At 56.7% G+C, this 17,865-nt stretch carries 20 protein-coding genes; 6 read left to right on the top strand and 14 right to left on the bottom strand.

The genetic code is table 11. The features are described 5' to 3' along the window. Positions 1-40: 40 nt before the first annotated feature. The 3 genes from ABH945_RS35330 to ABH945_RS35320 form a co-directional block, all read right to left on the bottom strand. Entirely contained in the window at positions 41-304 is a 264-nt protein-coding gene (locus ABH945_RS35330; protein ID WP_429253755.1) for a hypothetical protein, read from the bottom strand. 253 nt (positions 305-557) lie between these two features. After that, complete coding sequence (locus tag ABH945_RS35325) at positions 558-851, bottom strand: hypothetical protein (protein WP_429253754.1); 294 nt, start codon at positions 849-851, stop codon at positions 558-560. Between the two features lie 1,011 nt (positions 852-1,862). Next, positions 1,863-3,377 carry a putative bifunctional diguanylate cyclase/phosphodiesterase gene (locus ABH945_RS35320; protein WP_429253753.1) on the bottom strand — a complete coding sequence of 505 codons (1,515 nt, stop codon included), beginning with the start codon at positions 3,375-3,377 and terminating at the stop codon, positions 1,863-1,865. Positions 3,378-3,909: 532 nt separating this feature from the next. Here ABH945_RS35320 and ABH945_RS35315 point away from each other — a divergent pair. Further along, positions 3,910-4,410: an SRPBCC family protein gene (locus tag ABH945_RS35315; RefSeq protein ID WP_429253752.1), complete on the top strand. Its 501-nt coding sequence runs from the start codon at positions 3,910-3,912 to the stop codon at positions 4,408-4,410. A gap of 201 nt (positions 4,411-4,611) precedes the next feature. Here ABH945_RS35315 and tnpC read toward each other — a convergent pair whose 3' ends face one another. From tnpC to ABH945_RS35280, 7 genes are all read right to left on the bottom strand, one after another. Further along, positions 4,612-6,210, bottom strand: a complete 1,599-nt coding sequence (gene tnpC, locus ABH945_RS35310; protein WP_429253751.1) for an IS66 family transposase — start codon at positions 6,208-6,210, stop codon at positions 4,612-4,614. A gap of 51 nt (positions 6,211-6,261) precedes the next feature. After that, the gene (gene tnpB, locus ABH945_RS35305) at positions 6,262-6,621 is read right to left on the bottom strand and encodes an IS66 family insertion sequence element accessory protein TnpB (protein ID WP_429253750.1); all 360 of its coding nucleotides are present in this window, start codon (positions 6,619-6,621) and stop codon (positions 6,262-6,264) included. Next, the gene (tnpA, locus tag ABH945_RS35300; protein ID WP_429253749.1) at positions 6,606-7,001 is read right to left on the bottom strand and encodes an IS66-like element accessory protein TnpA; all 396 of its coding nucleotides are present in this window, start codon (positions 6,999-7,001) and stop codon (positions 6,606-6,608) included. Before tnpA ends, tnpB begins: the two co-directional genes overlap by 16 nt. Positions 7,002-7,220: 219 nt before the next feature. Continuing rightward, the gene (locus ABH945_RS35295) at positions 7,221-7,487 is read right to left on the bottom strand and encodes a hypothetical protein (RefSeq protein ID WP_429253748.1); all 267 of its coding nucleotides are present in this window, start codon (positions 7,485-7,487) and stop codon (positions 7,221-7,223) included. Continuing rightward, a complete protein-coding gene (locus ABH945_RS35290; protein WP_429253747.1) occupies positions 7,484-7,876 on the bottom strand; it encodes an NUDIX hydrolase in 393 nt (130 codons plus the stop codon). Before ABH945_RS35290 ends, ABH945_RS35295 begins: the two co-directional genes overlap by 4 nt. A 698-nt stretch (positions 7,877-8,574) precedes the next feature. Continuing rightward, the gene (locus ABH945_RS35285) at positions 8,575-8,925 is read right to left on the bottom strand and encodes a VOC family protein (protein ID WP_429253746.1); all 351 of its coding nucleotides are present in this window, start codon (positions 8,923-8,925) and stop codon (positions 8,575-8,577) included. Positions 8,926-9,247: 322 nt separating this feature from the next. Next, positions 9,248-9,907: a glutathione binding-like protein gene (locus ABH945_RS35280; protein ID WP_429253745.1), complete on the bottom strand. Its 660-nt coding sequence runs from the start codon at positions 9,905-9,907 to the stop codon at positions 9,248-9,250. Positions 9,908-10,058: 151 nt separating this feature from the next. On the opposite strand from ABH945_RS35280, the gene ABH945_RS35275 reads away from it, so the two are divergent. Beyond that, the gene (locus ABH945_RS35275; RefSeq protein ID WP_429253744.1) at positions 10,059-10,895 is read left to right on the top strand and encodes an AraC family transcriptional regulator; all 837 of its coding nucleotides are present in this window, start codon (positions 10,059-10,061) and stop codon (positions 10,893-10,895) included. Positions 10,896-11,131: 236 nt separating this feature from the next. On the opposite strand, the gene map is transcribed toward ABH945_RS35275, so the two are convergent. Both map and ABH945_RS35265 read right to left on the bottom strand, forming a co-directional pair. Further along, positions 11,132-11,899 (bottom strand): type I methionyl aminopeptidase, encoded by a 768-nt coding sequence (gene map / locus ABH945_RS35270; protein ID WP_429253743.1) that lies wholly within the window; start codon positions 11,897-11,899, stop codon positions 11,132-11,134. Next, positions 11,896-12,108: a ParD-like family protein gene (locus tag ABH945_RS35265; RefSeq protein ID WP_429253765.1), complete on the bottom strand. Its 213-nt coding sequence runs from the start codon at positions 12,106-12,108 to the stop codon at positions 11,896-11,898. Before ABH945_RS35265 ends, map begins: the two co-directional genes overlap by 4 nt. 654 nt (positions 12,109-12,762) lie before the next feature. Between ABH945_RS35265 and ABH945_RS35260 the strand changes: the two genes are divergently transcribed. Together ABH945_RS35260 and ABH945_RS35255 are read left to right on the top strand one after the other, a co-directional pair. Then, on the top strand, positions 12,763-13,212 hold the full coding sequence (locus ABH945_RS35260) for a RidA family protein (protein WP_429253742.1): 450 nt from the start codon (positions 12,763-12,765) through the stop codon (positions 13,210-13,212). Between the two features lie 87 nt (positions 13,213-13,299). Continuing rightward, the gene (locus ABH945_RS35255) at positions 13,300-13,851 is read left to right on the top strand and encodes a shikimate kinase (RefSeq protein WP_429253741.1); all 552 of its coding nucleotides are present in this window, start codon (positions 13,300-13,302) and stop codon (positions 13,849-13,851) included. A gap of 253 nt (positions 13,852-14,104) precedes the next feature. On the opposite strand, the gene ABH945_RS35250 is transcribed toward ABH945_RS35255, so the two are convergent. Next, positions 14,105-15,115 carry a zinc-dependent alcohol dehydrogenase family protein gene (locus ABH945_RS35250; RefSeq protein WP_429253740.1) on the bottom strand — a complete coding sequence of 337 codons (1,011 nt, stop codon included), beginning with the start codon at positions 15,113-15,115 and terminating at the stop codon, positions 14,105-14,107. A gap of 78 nt (positions 15,116-15,193) precedes the next feature. Between ABH945_RS35250 and ABH945_RS35245 the strand changes: the two genes are divergently transcribed. Next, positions 15,194-15,574 carry a MerR family transcriptional regulator gene (locus ABH945_RS35245; RefSeq protein WP_074774218.1) on the top strand — a complete coding sequence of 127 codons (381 nt, stop codon included), beginning with the start codon at positions 15,194-15,196 and terminating at the stop codon, positions 15,572-15,574. Positions 15,575-16,182: 608 nt separating this feature from the next. Here ABH945_RS35245 and ABH945_RS35240 read toward each other — a convergent pair. After that, on the bottom strand, positions 16,183-16,599 hold the full coding sequence (locus ABH945_RS35240) for a response regulator (protein ID WP_074774221.1): 417 nt from the start codon (positions 16,597-16,599) through the stop codon (positions 16,183-16,185). A gap of 130 nt (positions 16,600-16,729) precedes the next feature. Here ABH945_RS35240 and ABH945_RS35235 point away from each other — a divergent pair, with 130 nt between their 5' ends. Beyond that, the gene (locus tag ABH945_RS35235) at positions 16,730-17,851 is read left to right on the top strand and encodes a sensor histidine kinase (RefSeq protein ID WP_074774924.1); all 1,122 of its coding nucleotides are present in this window, start codon (positions 16,730-16,732) and stop codon (positions 17,849-17,851) included. The last annotated feature ends 14 nt before the right edge of the window (positions 17,852-17,865 follow it).

Here is a 17,865-nt window from a genome sequence, read left to right as displayed (position 1 = left end):
AACCAGTAAGCGGGTCGAGAGCGGTTCGGCGCCGAAACGCCTACGCAGCCAGCGGCAATCCTTTGGCAGCGAACTCGGCATTCGCCGGGTGATATTCGATCCGCGTTGCGACGACCTCGCGCTGATGTTGCCAGTAGGTCATTTCGCGGACGATCGTGGCGAGCTCGGCTTCGAGCGTCTGAGTATCGGTGCCGAGCCTTGCCAGCAGATCGATCACGCCGCATTGGATCCGAACGTCGTTGTCGAGCAGGGCGATCCGGCGCTGGATTGAATCGAGTCGGGAATGCAGTTGGGCAATTTTCACGAGAACTCCTTCAAGGTCCGAGGCCGTGAAGCAAACCGTGGGCCTGACAGACGGGACCAAGTGGACGGCCTCTCGCGACAACCTAGGCGCGGAACCATTTTCAATGCCCATCCTTCAGACCTGCAGGGGGGCGCTCCGCGGTGACTTCCCCAGCCCGGATTATTCGTCCCGCGTCGGCAGCCAGGTCCCCATCGACGTGTAAATAGCATCTGTTGAAAGCCACCCTGGCTCCCGCGCTTTGAGCGCCAATCAATCAGCCCGCCTCGTTCGGCGGCGAATCCTTTAGCAAGTCCCCTAATTCGGGCCTAACGCTGAAGAGCGGTGCTGCCATCCACTCCGACAGGTAGTCTTGCCATTCTTTCCAGAGACCGACGTCAAGATCGAACTCTGCGTCGATCAGGTCGTTTTCATCGAGATAACAGTAGACCACTCGGTGCCCATCCCAATATGCGATGGCACTATCCGTGAGATCCGCAGCTGTGCATGGAATAAGATCCCGAAGCAATGTTGATAATTGCGTTTTGAACTGATCGAGCGTCGTTTTCATGCGTGCAACTCCTTGTCCGGAAACGAAGTCGCAAGCATTGGGCCTGGCGTCCCAATCAGCCCCCCTTAAACGGCATCCCAGCGCGGTTTTCCTCAGACCGGGTGGGCCGGGCGAGCGCCCGCTGCCAGTCCCGAGGTGTCGTAGGGCCGGAATAACCTCCCTCGCCACAGGGACGATCCGATCCTTGTCGCCCTTACCAAGCGTCTAAAGCTACTATTCATCGCGTCCGTCTGCCCCAAGCCGTCTGAAAAACTGCTCATCTGGCCGCCGCCGACCTTCGAGATGCACGCCCCTAGATCGAGCAACGTGGTTATCCAGCGGCACCAGGCGAAGTACGCACGCTGCGTCCAGGTCTCTCCCGAATGCTGTTCGACAAACTGCTTCACTTCATCCCTTTGCGAGGTGGACAGTATCGCGTGACACGCTGCGCGGACCTTTTCGCGCAACGCCGCAGAAGCGCCGTTGGATCGTCGCGCTGATAACCCGCGTCGGCCAGTCAAGTGAACATCGCATTTAGGAAGATCAGCGCCTGTCGTTGACTGCCCTCCGACACTGGTGTCCCCTTGATTTCCGTGCAGTTTTCCGGTTATCTCGGCCCTATTGTGAAGGGGTTTTTCCTTTAGGCTCCTTATAATTTTCCTTTCCAATCCGAGACTCGATCACTGCCCATCCTGAAGTGGGGAAGCGGGGGCAGAGGAGGGTGCCGATGCTGCAGCCGCGGCCCTAAAGCGGCGGGACGGCAGGCATTGTTCGGGTCAACAACTGTGTAGCCTGGTCATCCGATACCCGGGCCGGGCGTCCGGCCCGCGTCGAGAAGCCGTGGCCACCCCCTCGCTGTTGCCGGCAAAGTTCCGGTGTCGACCTAATTCAGCCTGCCGATGCCTGTTCCACCAGCTGGCCATAAGGGAACGCACAACGGCCATTCGCTTTGCCGTATGACGCAGACGCGCTCTACGATGCGCTTGACGCAGTAGACGACAACCGCAAGCAGCAAATAATTTGATGCATGCTTTACTCTTCGCCAGCCGTCATTGACGAAACCTGTTCCGCGCCGCAGCGCCATCGAAGCGGATGCGGACAATCCCGCATTTCCTCGATGAGCCGTGTGGCCTGATCTGCTGGGATCGGCTTGCCAAACAGATAGCCCTGTGCAAAATCACAAGAGTGGGCGCACAGCCAAAGCATAACGTTTTCGTCTTCGACACCTTCCGCAATCGTCTTAATATCCAGACTTCTTGCGAGGCCCAGCACTGCGGTAACGACCTTCTCCTGTTTCTGGATACTCACGTTGAGAAAGGACCTGTCGATTTTGATCTTGTCGATGGCGAGATGGGTCAGATGATAGATCCCGGAATAACCAGTTCCGAAATCGTCAAGGGCGACAGTTATTCCTCGCGCATGAAGTTTCGCCAGGTTCTCCCGTACCGCCGAGATGTTAGAGACGAACGCCTGCTCGGTAATCTCAATTTCGAGCCTTCGCGCGGAAAAATCATGTTCGCTTATTGCGTCGCAAAGCCGATCGGCGAAGCCTGTCTCTTCGAGCATCGATGTTGAGACATTGATCGCAAGTGTCAAGTGATCAGGCCAATGCCGCGCACATTCGATCGACCTTGCGAGCAAGGAAAACGTCATTTCCGGAATCAGGCCAAGGCGATCAGCGACAGGGATGAAGTCCGCTGGCGCTTGCAGACCGCGATTAGGGCATTGCCAGCGTGCCAGGATCTCAAAACCAACGACGCTTTGATCTGGCAAGCCGACGATTGGCTGAAAATACGGCTCGATCCTGTTATGCGCGATGGCAATGGCGAGGTCGGATTCAAACTTGCTGGCGAGTTGCTGGGCCTCCTCATAACCCGGCTCATAGAAGTGAAACCTTGTGATGCCAGTGCTTTTCCCCCGGTACATTGCATGGTCGGCACAATGCAGCAAGTCATCCGGCAACGCAGCATCGACGTGTGCAAGGCTGATGCCGATGGTGGCGCTCACCGAAGTGGTGCCTTCCAGTGAGGTGAGAGGAATGCCGAGATTGGCTATGATGTGCATGGCGAGGTCGGAGAGGCACCGCTTGTTGCCTTCGTCAATAATCATGGCGAACTCGTCGCCACCTATGCGGGCGATGCATGCCTCTGCCCGTCCAGCGATGCTCCGGAGTCGATGGGCGATCTCGCATAACACCTTGTCGCCAGTCGCATGGCCGTAGCGGTCGTTGATCCGCTTGAACCCGTCGAGGTCAATAAGGAACACGGCAGCGGCGCATTGTTTATCAGCAAGTGTCGCTACGAGGCGCTCATTGAACACGCGCCGGTTAAACAGCCCGGTAAGCGGGTCATGGCGCGCCAGTTTTTCACTCTGCGCCTGCGCGCGTTTTAGCTCGGCGTAACCATCCCGCTGAATGCGCAGCGATCGAAGCAGCCAGATTGAGGGCGCGATGAGAGCAATGATGGCGAAGCAAGTTGACGTCAGAATGAAACGCCAGCGTTCCGATGACTCGAATGAGGGTTCATACGCGAGTCCTAGTGCGCGCATGGACGAGCTTTCGAGCTTAAATTCCCACAGGCAGGATAACGCGAACACAGTCGCAAGCACCGAGGCGGCAAGGCCTAGCACGTGCCGAAGAATTGCACATGAAGATGTACGCATTACTCAAGAAAAGGACGTTGATGGTCTCAGCGTTTTATCGGCAAGGCTCACAAGAACTGAAGTGAGGAAAAACCTAAGAGCCCACCCGCACGACGTCTAAATAGGGGGCAAATCAAACTTCTCGCCGCCCACTGCAAGCGGCCGCTTAGTGGCCACTGGCCGTTTTGCAGCGATGAGTTTGCTGGTTGAACGGACTCAGCGCGGACCCACTCCGGTCAAATAACCCTCTCCGAACCGGTCAGTCAGCCAGATCCGGATTTGCAAACTGGAGTGCCAGTAAGCGGCCGCTGGCGAACTCACCCGATCGGCCAGTTTGAGACACTCGACGTCGCTGCCTTGATCGTCAACAATCTGTGCAGTTCGAGACTGCAGCATTGCAATTGCAACCGACTACGGGGCGGATATGGGCTTACGAAGAATGTTGCTGGGAGGCGTCACTGTTATCGTTGTCGGCGTAATTGGCGCCCTTCTTGCCCTGCACGAAGACATCAGTACGCGAGCTGACATTTTCATCGATCGGCCGCCCGCGGATGTCTGGCACGTCGTCTCGAACAGCGCCGCATATTCTGACTGGAATCCCTTCATTACGCGCGTCGACGGCGACTTCAGGGCGGGAGAGACAATCCGCATCGTCTTAGGGCATGGCCCAGATTCGATGGTGTTCAGGCCGACAGTTCTGGTCGTCCGTCCGCAACATGACATTTGCTGGCGCGGCAGTGTGTGGATTCGCGGCGTTTTCGACGGCACACATTGCATTCATCTGACGGCCACAACTGGGGGTACCCATCTCGAACAAACAGAGTCTTTTTCGGGATTGCTCGTTGGGCGTTTGACGAAAGACGTAATCGAAGACACGCAGCGGAATTTTCAGGCAATGAATGTCGCGGTTAAACAGCGTTCGGAGACGAAAACGCCATGAGCGCCGGTATATACCGCAACATCAATTGTCGCAATGGCCGCAGTCGCTGATCGGCCGAGCCCGTGTGAAAACGCGCGTTGAATGTGGCACCTGAAAAAAACGACCCTTCAGATCACGCTGTATTGGCTTGGTTGTAACCGTCCGACCACGACCGTTCTTGACGGCATGTTGATATCGAACAGTTGAACACAGCGCGTTGAGTCAGACGGCGTCGTGGTGAAGCTGATCGGCGACGACCCATGGCAACAGTTCGTTGACGCGATTGACAGGGTGCTCGGCGATGCGAGCGATGACGTGGCGCAGGTAGGCTTCGGGATCTAGGCCATTCAGTTTGGCGGTGCCAACCAGAGTGTAGATAGCGGCCCCGCGTTCGCCCCCGCTGTCGGAACCGAAGTGCAGGAAGTTTTTTCGGCCGAGAGCGACGGCACGTAAAGCGCGTTCGGCTGCGTTGTTGTCGATTTCCACGGCGCCGTCGTCGACGTACAGCGTGAGCGCTGCCCACTGATTCAGCGCGTAGTTGATGGCTTTGGCGGTATCGCCTTTCTGCGACACCGTGCCCAATGTCGAGCGCAGCCACATCTCGAAGGCATCGAGTAACGGACGCGCCTGCTCCTGCCTGACACGTCGTCGTTCGTCTGGTGGTTTGCCGCGAATCGTGGCCTCAATTGCGTACAGCTCTCCGATCCGGCGCAACGCTTCAGTGTTGACTTCATTTCTTCGTGCGACGAACAGATCGTGGAATTTGCGACGCGCGTGCGCCATGCATGCAGCCTCACGCACATCACCACGTTCGTAGATCGCGTTGTACCCCGCGAACGCATCGGCCTGCAACGTTCCCCTGAAGTCCTTCAGATGGGCCTGCGGATATTCACCGGCCCTTGTGGGACTGTATGCGAACCAGACCGCTGGTGCATCCTTAGAGCCAGCCGGCCGGTCATCCCGAACGTACGTCCAGAGACGTGCGGTACGGGTCTTCCCATTACCGGGTTCGAGCACCGGTACGGGGGTATCATCCGCGTGGATCTTCGAAGCGGCCATCACATACCGGCGAACAACGTCTACGAGTGGCCGGAGCAACGCACTGCACTGGCCGACCCAGTCCGCGAGTGTCGAACGGCTGAGGTCCACGCCGTCTCGCGCATAGATCACTGACTGTCGGTACAGGGGAAGGTGGTCACAGAATTTGGCGACCAGAACATGTGCGAGCAACCCGGGACCGGGCATGCCGCGATCGATTGGCCGATTGGGCGCAGCCGCCTGCACGATGCAGTCGCAACAGTGACAGGCCTTCTTGAGTCGGCGATGACGGATCACTCGCCAATGCCCCGGTACATAGTCGAGTTGCTCGGAAACGTCCTCGCCGAGGTCGCCAAGCGCGCCACCGCATTGGGGACAGCACGCGTCCTCGGGCTGATGTACAACGACTTCGCGGTGTAGATGTTCCGGAAGCGGCTTGCGTCCCGTCGACTTGCCGGTCTCAGAGCGGGGCCTTGTTGGTGCGTCGCCCGTTGCCGCGCCATCGTCGGCCTGCAGATCTTCGAGACGCAATTCGAGTTGCTCGATCTGGCGATCAATCTTCTCCGACTTGCGCCCGAACTGCATGCGCTGGAGCTTCGCGATCCACAGCTTCAGGTGCTCGATCTCGAGCGCCCGGTCGGAGAGTGTCTTCCGGAGCATCGTTACAGTGTCGCGCAGATCCGTAAGCTCGCCTTCGTGCTCACGTAACGCCGCCTCACGCGCGAGCAGGAGAGCCTTCAAGGCCTCGGTATCGTCCGGAAGGGAAGCGTCGCTGGATGCCATGCAGGCAGTTTACGCGTGTGCAGTGCGCCATGCCTGCGTTGTCACATACGTTTACAAAGCGCTGCAGGGGCGCGCTGCATCGACAGGCTGTCGCCAGTCGAATCCTTCCAGTAGCAGGCCGAGTTGTGCGCTGGTCAGCGAAACAACCCCACCGTCAGCACGAGGCCACGCAAAGCGACCACGCTCCAGACGTTTGGCGAACAGGCATAGTCCGCCGTCGCGCCAGTACAGGCATTTGATGAGGTCGCCACGTTTGCCCCTGAACACGAAGATGTGGCCCGAGAATGGATCCTTCGCCAGCACGGTCTGCACCTTCGCGGCCAGGCCGTCGAAGCCGCAGCGCATATCCGTAAATCCGGCGGCAACCCAGATGCGCGTGTTTGCGAGCGGACCAATCATCGGCTCAGGCACTGGATCACCACGCGCAGCGTGTCGGGATCGACGCTCCCTTCAACGTGTATCTCGCCTCGTGGCAACTGGATGCGTATCTTGCCGGGCGCCGGTGCCGAAGGTGTAGATGCTGCAGGTTCGGACACGCCGCTGTCGCTGGCCTCATCCACAGTGACCGGCAGCAACGCGCATTCGCGACCATTCGCGCCAAGTCGTCCATCCAGATACTGCTTGCGCCAGTCGAACAGTTGATTCGCGTTCAGTTCGTGACTGCGTGCAATCTCCGCCACCGAACGTCCACTGGATAGCGCCTCTTCGACGATCTGGCGTTTCTCGTCCACGGTGCGCCGGCGATACTTCCGGGCGACTTTGATTTCGGTGAATTCAGTCACTCTGTCCATGATTCCTTTGTGGACACAGTCACATTTGTGCCCCGGGAAAGCATGGCTTCGCCTTCATCAGGCGTCTATACGGTCAGGGTCGGACGGTTACGCTTGGTTGCCACTTGGGAAGGATAAAGCGACACCCCAAAACAGAGTACTTTCGCGTTTTCACACGGCCTAGGCCAACAAGGGACATTCGAAGGCGGCAGCTAAATGGCCGACAATCGCGGCTTGAAGTCACGGGCGGCTAAAAATGTCATCGACGATTTTGCGCGCAGCGCTGTAGCCGCCCATGAGGGCGTCGGCCTCCGTGGTAAACGGCCGACCTCCGGTGTCACCAAACCTTAGTGGAGAAAATAAGGCAACAGCATGGCCTGCCTGGAAAACCCTCACCGTCGCCACAAAGCCAGTACGTCTCGCAGGTGCAGGGCTCTGCTGCCAGCTAAAGTCCGATTCCACACCTACCTGGATGGTAAATCCCTCATATTCATACGTGCGATTCATGCGCTGCTTCCCGGTGCCAGGCGACGACTTTCGATTTGCACGAACAGATCCACGATCGCGCGGGTGGGTATGCTGGCTGACAAGGTTGTCACCTTGACGGGGCTAAACCAGTGACATTGCGAGATTTCATTGCCGGGCTCAGGCAGCGCTTCCGGAGAAAGCTCGACGGAAAAGACGTGATGCCTCTTGTTAAGTCCGCCAAACCGGAACACATAGACCAAGTCTGTCACAACGAGGTTCGTTTCCTCTATCAGTTCCCGCCGTGCCGCATCCAAAGGCGACTCCGACCGCTTGATCGTGCCGCCAGGCAACGACCAACGGGAGCGTGCGCGGGCAACTAGCAGCACTTTGCCATTCTGTATGCATACGACTGTGGATCTATCTTTCATGCCTTTTGTGAAAAAAATGTGACTTCGGGCGCGGAAACCGGATTATGAGCCAGCGGCGACTTTAAGAAGAATAGCCCGCGTTTAAGCGATGTAGGCAGCAGGTCAAAAATGTCCTAGGCTAAAAAAATCAAAAAATGATGGTTAGAGGCCAAACAGAATATGAAGACTCGCTCACCTGTTGCGATCTGCCTGCCTCTCGCGTTGTTCGTCGGGGCCTGCCTATTGTCCCTTCCAACCTTTGTGCTGGCCGTCGTCTGGATGACTATCGGCGTGATGACACTCGGGCATCGACCACTTGAGAGCTTTCCTCCAGCCGGTATTCCTAGAGGATGGCTTCGCGGCTTTCGAGCAGCGTGCGTGTGGTTCTATCACCTCGCCTGGTGGCCGTGGTACACGCGGTCAACTCTTCGAGACATTGCGAATCAAATTGGCAAGCCAATGCACAGGGCAAAGAGGTCTCCGCGTGGTGGGTTTCGGGATACGCCAGACGAACGGTCAGACAAAGAGCACGACTAGCCAACCAACAAAGCACGGAGGAACCCGTTCGCTTCGACACCTGCATCGCTTTCCGATATTCAATGTCCGTTGTCGAGAAGTGTGAGTGTCCCCCATGGGTCGGGAAATCCGTCGCATCAAACGCTGATCGGCCAACTGCAGACACTTGGCTTGGTCAGCTAGATCGTCGACACGCTTTCGACTTACCCGTACAGCCCGATGCAATTTCCCCAAGGGTCGCGCAGCATGCACATCCGCTTGCCGGCTTCCACGTCGCTAGGGCCACGATAAACCGTGGCGCCTACCTGCAGGAAATGCTGTAGTGCTTCGTTGAAGTCATCGACAGCCCAGTAGACTACTGTGCCCGCTGATCCCGCCGCCATTTTTGCATCAGAGGGAACAATCTCGAGTCTGATGCCGTTGAATTCAAGGTATGTCAGATTGAACTCGTCAAGAAGGCGCCTCTCCGCGCCTCGAAAAGCTGACTGATACCAGTTCAATGCGGCCGGTACGTCTGGTACATAGACTAGCACTGCACATATTTGCGAGTTCATGCGACATCTTCCTTGTGTTGGCGCTGGGCGATGGAAGGAAGATCGAGATAGTGACCGAACAATTTGGTTTTGCGAAGTGGACAACGCATTTGCTGAACCGAGTGACTGCTTTGTCGATGTCAATTTGTCCGCTCAGGGTCGCGAGCTGCCGATCGCCGTCCGGCAGTGGCCGGCCAGAACCAGTCATTCGACAGTCGGGCGTAGATTGTCAACAATTGTCCGAGAACACTTAAATGATCAGAGTTGGCGTTGTTGAAAGCAAGCGCGGCATTCGCCCGGACTATTGTCCTGATCCATCCGTTGAGTATGCTGCGCACCTACGCTAGGGGCGGTTTGTGTTGGGGAATACCGGAAGACTCACCTGTCCAAGCACCGGGTCGATGATCTGAAGAACATTCACAAATGACGGTCTCGATCCCACCCGCTCCTGAAACCGGACGAGGTTCGGATAGGGCGTTATATCAAATTTTAAATAGGGTTCCCAGCCGATCATCACAAACAGGTAAGCATCAGCGACGGTAAAGGTATCACCCGTCAAATATAACTGATGTGTCAACTGCTGCTCGATGTAGGTCAGTCTGCGGTTGAGGTTCTGGCGGTGTATCTCTTTTGCGATCTGGGGCATATTCGGATTGAACAACGGTCCGATGGCTTTGTGCACATCGGAGCCCACGAAGCTCAACCATTCCATCACGCGATAGCGCGCCAAGCTGCCTACTTCCGGGAGCAACCCTGATTTGGGTTTCAGATCGGCGATGTACTGGAGGATAACGCCGACTTCGGTCAGCAGTTCCCCGGAGTCCAGCCTGAGCGCCGGAACTGCATGCTTGGGATTCACGTCAGCGAAGGACGTGCCATCGTCGATCACTACGTGCGGCTGCGCGTAGATGTCAACGAACTTAACTGCATGAGGGATACCAAGCTCAAGCAGGACCATGTGAGCAGCGCTTGAGCACGCAAGTGGTGAGGTATACAGGATCATGAATTTTCTCCGACTTCGTTGTTAAAAACACAGAGCCAGATTAGATGAGATGTCTTTCGCTAGATGTGCCGATACAATCACTTGATGTGCTGATCCAGTCAAAGTGATTCAAGCTCTCCAACAGATCGGCTAGATCCATATCGAGTTACACATGTATGACGAAGCCCGAATTCAACGGTTGCTCTGGTCGAGACAGGACGTCGGCTTGACTGCATCGGTTCGTCAACGGAACGACTTACTCGTCCACACTTTCGTGACGGATCATCCAGCCCTTATCTTGCTAAGACGTGGCCGGAAAACCCTCAAGATCAGCGGCAAGAAAATCGTATTGTTACCGGGCGACGCTGTGGCGATCGCGCCAGGTACCACTTGCGATGTTCTAAACGAAACAGAACGCGGAGAGTTTCAATCCACCTGGATCGTCTGCGCCAATTCGATCCTTTCGCGATTGGAGAGCGCGTTTCCAAATCACAAGAAGCTGAAAAAACTTATAGCACTGAAAGAACTGGGTAGTGAATTCGTGCAATCGTTTGAACGTGCTGTACAAGCCGTTATCGCGCCCGAACGCATCCCCGGCATCGTTGCAGAGCACCGGATGCAGGAACTGCTGGCGTGGCTCGCACATACGGGATGGGTCTTCAATTCAGACACGCCGTCCGATCTGCAAAGGAAGGTACGTCTCATGATCGGTGCCGCGCCAGACAGAATTTGGATTTCGAGAGATCTGGCGCAATCTCTTGCTATGAGCGAAGCGACCTTGAGGCGCCGCTTGGCGGATCAGGGGCAGTCTTTCAATAAAATTCTGATTGATGTACGGATGGCAACGGCGCTTACTCTCTTACAGGTAACAGACCGTACGGTTGCGGAAATTGCCTATCAAGTCGGCTATGAATCGGCCTCACGGTTTTCGGTTCGTTTTAAGAAACGTTTTGGGTTCTCGCCAATGACTGTCAGGGGCGATCCAACGCAACTCCAGACCCTCTCTTGAATGCAAAGGATGCCGAACGCCGAACGACCACTTCAGGGAGAATCTTAAGGGTCGCTTGGGGTCCGGTACAGCCGACGCGGACCGATCAATTACTGCGCGGTCCTTCCAGTCAACGTCGGACCGGGTTCGGCCGTTATCGGTCCTTCATGATCGACGAATGAATGTCGGTTTGCGATCCGCGAACTGCCATCGAATGAACTCTTCTCTCAAATGAGTGGCCCGCAGCCGTCAAGCTATCAGTTGGGCACCCTTTCTTCGGATCGGAGCGTCAAAACCTGGACGCCCGTTTGGGTCACGGCCACGGTGTGCTCAAACTGCGCCGACAGTTGGCCATCGCGCGTGACCACTGTCCAGCCGTCTTCTTCGGTTCGAACAGAATGCCGCCCCTGGTTGATCATGGGTTCGATGGTGAACACCATGCCTTCGCGCAGCGTCAAACCCGTCTGCGGCTTTCCCCAATGCAGCACTTGCGGTTCCTCGTGCATTTCCCGCCCGATGCCGTGTCCGCAATATTCCCGCACGACGGAATAGCCATTTCTGCGTGCATGCCGCTCAATAGCATGACCTACATCGCCAAGTCTGGCGCCGGGGCGAACGGCCTTGATGCCTTTCCACATTGCTTCGTAGGTTACTTGCACGAGCCGTTTAGCCAGTGGAGACACCTCTCCCACGAGATAGGTCTTGCTGGAGTCAGCGATGTAGCCGTTCTTCTCGAGCGTAATGTCGAAATTAACGATGTCTCCGCTTCGCAGGATCTCTGTCGTGGACGGAACACCGTGACAAACAACATGGTTGCGTGAAGAGTTAAGCGCGTAGGCGTAACCGTACTGTCCTTTGCTTGCCGGGCGAGCCTTGAGTTCATTGACGATGAGACTATCGACCAGGTCGTTCACCTGCATCGTGGACATGCCGATCAGGCTCATTTGATCCAGACAGCCAAATACACCTGCCAGCAACCGGCCCGACTCTGCCATCAATGCGATTTCTTCGGGTCGCTTGGTCATGTCAACGACACTTTCACAGTTTGCGGAACGACGCCTGCGGCTGTCAGTTCGCGGGTAGCTATCTCGTTGAAACTCAGCGTCGGGTTCATTTCGCACAACATGCCGACCTTGACCCAGAAAGCCGCTTGCGCGTTGATCGACCGGCACGACACTGCGCTCGCCTTACGTATCTGATCGTGCAAGTCGTCGTCAATATTTACGATGCCCACATTATTATCCATATATAACTCATATACGAATCATATATTCAATCTGTCTGGCAGAACAAGCGTTTTTTGCGAGGTCAGATACGACGGTGCGGATATCAGCTACAAAGGACGAGTTGGCGTGTGCGAGTCGAGTGCGCGACAGGACGCCCGCTGTGGATCCGCTAGCAGACGTCCGCACTCATGGCAAATGAGGACCGCTCTGGGTCGACCACGGTCTGACGCGAGTCGATTATCTGTCGAGCGCCCACGTAATCGGCATCGGATTGCAGCCGGCCAATTTGGGACATTCGACCGACGCAGCAAAATCGTTGACAGATCGCGCTGCGTTACACCGTCGGCTGTGTGTCGTAGGAGGAAACTGCACGCGCGGGAGGGAACTCCGACTGTGAGCGGTCGTGGTTCGTAAGGAGGCGACTGTGCGGTTCTTCGTGGGCCAGTGCACAGTCGAGCGCAACCCTTGGCGGGCTGTCGGTGCGATACGGAGTTCATATAAGCCTTGGCAGGCGCGCAGGAGTCTTTTGGCGCAACGGTGGATAGTCAGTATGGCGGGGCAGATCTACGTCCGGATCATTAGCAAACGAGAATTTGCAATAAGCATCGTCGGACCACTGGGAGAGAATCCAAGCTATGCAAACTAACGACGGGACTAACCGAATGAGCGCCGATGAGAAGCTTGACTCGCTGACGAAGGGCTATGAAGGTGCTAGCACACCGGCAGCAAACTATCAAAATGCGACTCGCTGGGGCAACTTGATGTTCTTATCAGGTAAATCTTCTCGCAGGGCTGTAGAGGGAAAACTAGGTTCCGACATCGACCTCAGCGAGGGCAGACGAATCGCGCGTGAGGTCGCGCTAGAGTTGCTTCTCGTCCTGCGGGAAGAACTGGGCTCGCTGAGCTGTATAGGACAATTCATTGAGCTACAAGGCTTTATCAACGCATCGGAAGACTTCAAGGGGCATGCCCAGGTTCTCGATGGCGCATCCGACCTCCTGGTAGAGATTTTAGGACCGGTCGGCGTCCATTCCCGTTCCGTTTTCGGTGCCGTTTCACTGCGTGGTGGACAGCCAGTCATTCTGCGAGCAGTAGTCGGAATAAACAGTTAAGACGGCCGGTGCTTTTATTGCGCCGCGAGCCACGCAGAAGAACCGGCGCGGCCCGCATAACAATTGTTGGATAGGCAGGGGACACAGTTGCAAGCACGGGACATACACATCAATGTATTTTTTGTTGGGCTCATGGGAGCAGGCAAGACCACCGTGGGCCGGCCGCTCGCGCGTCGGCTGGGCCGCCAGTTTTTTGATTCCGACCACGAAATTGAGGCCCGATCGGGCGCGCGCATCACGTCAATCTTCGAACTCGAAGGCGAAGCCGGCTTTCGGGAGCGAGAGGTCGATGTAATCACCGACCTGACTGGCCGCGAAAACATCGTCCTGGCAACGGGCGGCGGCTCCGTGTTGCGTCCTGAGAACCGCGAAGTGCTGAAAAGGCGCGGCTTTGTCATCTATTTACGCGCCCACCCAAACGACCTTTGGCTGCGCATAGGCGGTGACAAGAATCGTCCCCTTTTGCAGTCTACGGATCCCAGGTCGCGTCTTGAATCGCTTTACGAGTTGCGCGATCCGCTTTATCGCGAATGCGCACATCTCATCGTTGAAACGGGCCAACCGTCGGTCGACGCGCTAATCAACACGATCTTGGCGCATCTCGAGATGAGCGATCGCGTCAAACGTCCCACGCTTTAACGAAAGTGTGATCGCTCTAAACGCCGAATGCGTTAGCTTGTTTTTCGGAGCGGCTTGGTCGGCGGATTGCGTCCCGTGAGGCAGGCGAGAATGCCCGCCATGGAGAATCCTAAACGTCCCTCTAGGGTCGCCTCCAGCCGAAGCGCCTGCGCCGCCAGTCGCTGACTCGGTATGCGAACCGCATCAGGCACTCATCGGCCAGAAACGGCCTCTCGGAAACCTCGCCCGCAAGCAGACACTCGTCCACCCAGGATCATACGCGCATGACAATTTTTCCAAAATGCTGACCGCTTCGCAGGTACGCATATGCGCGGACCGCATCTTCAAAATCAAACAACCGATCAACTACGGGAACCAGACGCTGCTCGTTGATGAAGGTATTCATCGCAGTGAAGTGCGACGTTGATCCAACGGTGATGCCCAGGATGTCCGCATTCATACTTTGTAGTCTCGCAAGATTCGGGGTAGGTCCGAACCCGGTCAGTACTCCGATTTGTGCGATCTTGCCACTGGCCGCCACCGCTCTTAAAGAGCGCTCAAACGTCTCCGGGCCGCCGAGTTCTAGAATGTGACTCACCCCTTGGCCGTCTGTCTCCGCTATCACTGCCTTGTCCCACTCCGGCGTGGTCTTGTAGTTGATCAATACAGAAGCGCCAAGACTTGCTGCGCGTTCCAGTTTCTCATCTGAAGACGACAACACAATAACCCGCGCGCCTTTCGCCACTGCGAATTGAAGAGCAAATAGCGCAACGCCGCCGGTCCCCTGTACCAGTACCGTGCTAGTGGCACCCACCTGACCCCGCGCGATCAGTCCCTGCCACGCTGTAACAGCCGCACACGGTAACGCTGCAGCCTGCTCCATAGTAAGGTGCTCCGGTATCGCAACAAGAGCGCTTTCTGGCAAAACAACGCTTTCAGCAAGAACGCCGTCAGTCACACTGCCACCCAAGGCTGACTTCAGATATTCGCCCTTGAATGGACCGTCGAGCCAGTCGCGAAAAAAGGAAGCGGCGACCCTGTCTCCAACTTTCCACCTGATGACCTTATCGCCGATTGCTGAAACTTGCCCAGCGGCATCCGAAAGTGGAATACGCCCGTCGTAGTCGCCGTTGGCAGCATTATCGAGCACGATCAAATCACGATAATTCAGGCTGACAGCCTTAACCCGGATGCGCACCTCGAAAGGGCCGGGAACCGGGGTAGCGTCTTCCGTGACAACCGGGACTACGGTATCGCTGCGTCGCAGTAAGCGATAGCTACGCATCTATTTCTCCTCGATGAGAACGCCATTTATCATTCGCAGGTTAAACTCTGACAGCGCTGTTAACGTCAAGGGGAAATCGTGAAAATCGGTGAGTTGTCACGCCACAGCGGCGTGAGCGTGCGAATGTTGCGTTACTACGAATCAGAGGGGGTGCTTACCCCCGCACGAACCAGTGCCGGTTACCGTGAATTCGATGCGGTAGCTGTAGAAACACTGAAACGTATCCAGATGTTGACCTCAGCAGGGCTGAAGCTCGAAACCATTCGCCAGCTGCTTCCGTGCGTGCGCAGCACTGAGCCGACGTTTGAACCGTGTAGCGAAATGCGGGCAATCCTGCGACAACAGATTGAGTTGTTGGATTCCCGCATGGCAACGCTGTCGAACAGCAGGCAGATTCTTTCCCGCTTTCTATTTGACGCAGCAAATGATCCGGGTAAGAGCCAGAAAGTTCGGCAATGATGAAATCGCTTGCGGACTAGCTAATCGAGCAGATATGCAGCTCGCCTTTGAATGTCCGCTTCTTCAATTGTGACAGACCGCTCGGGGTCGATGACGGTCCGCTGCGCGTCGGGCACAAGTCGGCCACTTGGGGACGTTGGCCGACGACCGTCGATAGACTCCCGAAAGTCTCCTACGCTCGCGCAACAGACCTTGGAGGTCAGCACGCGCCAAGTGCGACACGGAACGTCGAAAAGGCACTTTAGCGCGTGGAGTAAAGCCGTTGATGCGAACCGGAGCAGTGCCAGCGGACTTCCACTGAACACGAGACTACGGGGATGTGCCGCACCGGCATGTGTGTCACTGCGATGTCGCCCTAGCGCGTGACAAACACCGTGGTCTCGGATTCATACGCGATCCGCACGTGACTATGGCGCGTGAGCGACTGCATCACTTTCACGAGTTCAGGGCGGCTGACCCGGACCGAATGCGCGCTACCAAGGAGCAGGCTCTAACCTCGGAAGGAATTTATATATGCCATCTGCATAGTTAGACAGAAGTAGGCGAGCCATCGTGCGACAGGATGCGGCCACAAGGATCCAGTGGACGGAAGTCTCGAAAGCGGACGATCAACAACGGCTATGTAGCTGTGCGATATTCGGGTCACTGACACGTGAATGAGAGGCAACCGTAGCAAGAATGACCTGCAATTCCGCTGGTTTTGCGAAGTGATGGTCAAAACCGGACAGGAGGGATTCAGCTCTTTCGGACGGCGACGACAATCCGGACACCGCCACAAGCAGTGGCGCGGAGCGGCGCCTGAGACGCCTGATTTCTCTGGCCACCGTCCGACCGTCGAGTTTAGGCATCTGAATGTCGAGAATGACAAGCGCCGGAAGCCACCGGCAATACTCGGTCAAAGCACCCTCTCCGTCTTGAGTGGCCCGAACCTCGTAGCCGTGCAGCTGGAAATACTGGACGTATGCGGCGAGCAAGTTGGGGTCATCATCTGCGACAAGTAAGTGGTGAGTGCGGATGGGGAGCATGTCGGTTCTCCTGACGGTCCTGTTTTGACGCAAATGGCGGGCCCGGCGGGATCTGGCGATAATTGCGCGTAGGATGAGGGTGGCAGAGATATCCGGTTCACGGTTTCTTTGCCACTTCTTCGAGGCTGACATGCGGCTGGCTGACTTCATCTTGTGTAACATGGAACTAATCGTGGCGCAATGGGAGGCGTTTGCCGGCACTCTGTTGCCGGCCGCCGCAAACATGAAGCCGCCAGCTTTACGCGACCACGCGCCGCAGATCCTGGAGGCGATCGCAAAGGATCTGTCGGCCGCGCAGACGAGGGAAGCACAACTCGAAAAGTCGAGGGGCCACGCCCCAAGCCTGATCGATGCTCCTGAGACCGCCGCGCAGATGCACGCAATTCTGCGGGCGCGAAGCGGTTTCGACGTCAAACAACTGGTAGCAGAATACCGCGCGCTCCGCGCCAGCGTCCTGCGTCTATGGATGGATCGGTGCTCGCGTGACGTACTCGATATGGACGACGTCATCCGGCTCAACGAGGCAATCGATCAGGCCGTCTCAGAATCGCTCGGCGACTTCAGCGCTCAGGTGGACCAGGCGCGCAACCTGTTACTTGGGATGCTTGGGCACGACATGCGCAGTCCGCTTCAAACCATCCAGACGACGGCTTCGTATCTCGTCGCGTTGAACGCCGGGGAGCGTGTGACAAGTGCTGCAGATCGCCTGATCAGAAGCGGCGCCCGCATGCAGTCTCTTTTAGACGATCTATGCGACTTCAACCGGACGAAACTGGGTCTGGGCATCGCGATCGCTCCGACCCTCGTCGACCTGGCGGCTGTCTTCGGCGACGAGCTGGACCAGGTTCGCGCGAACCATCCCGGTCGCCAGCTTGAACTGGAGGTACGGGGAAATATTGAAGGTATTTGGGACGGCCCGCGTCTGCAGCAAATGCTTGGCAATCTCGTTCTGAACGCAATTAGGTATGGCGCGCCGAACACGGTTGTGCGAGTCGTTGTGATCGGTGAGAAGGCGGACGTGCGTATCGTGGTCGCAAACAGCGGACCGACGATTGAACCGTTAGCCCTGCAACAGATCTTCGAGCCGCTAACGCGCGGCGAGGGTCAGAGCGAACGATATGATGAGGGCAGCCACCTCGGCCTCGGACTGTATATCGTGCGCGAAATTGTGAAGGCACATGGAGGCGAAATCGATGTGCGGTCCGAGCAATGCGAAACTGAATTCGCGGTACAGCTGCCGCGTAACAGGTAGCTATTCATTGTGCC

The organism is Paraburkholderia sp. GAS333, assembly GCF_050435665.1.
In the GTDB taxonomy this organism is placed as follows: Bacteria; Pseudomonadota; Gammaproteobacteria; order Burkholderiales; family Burkholderiaceae; genus Paraburkholderia; species Paraburkholderia fungorum_A.
This window is presented reverse-complemented; position numbering and strand designations above follow the sequence as displayed.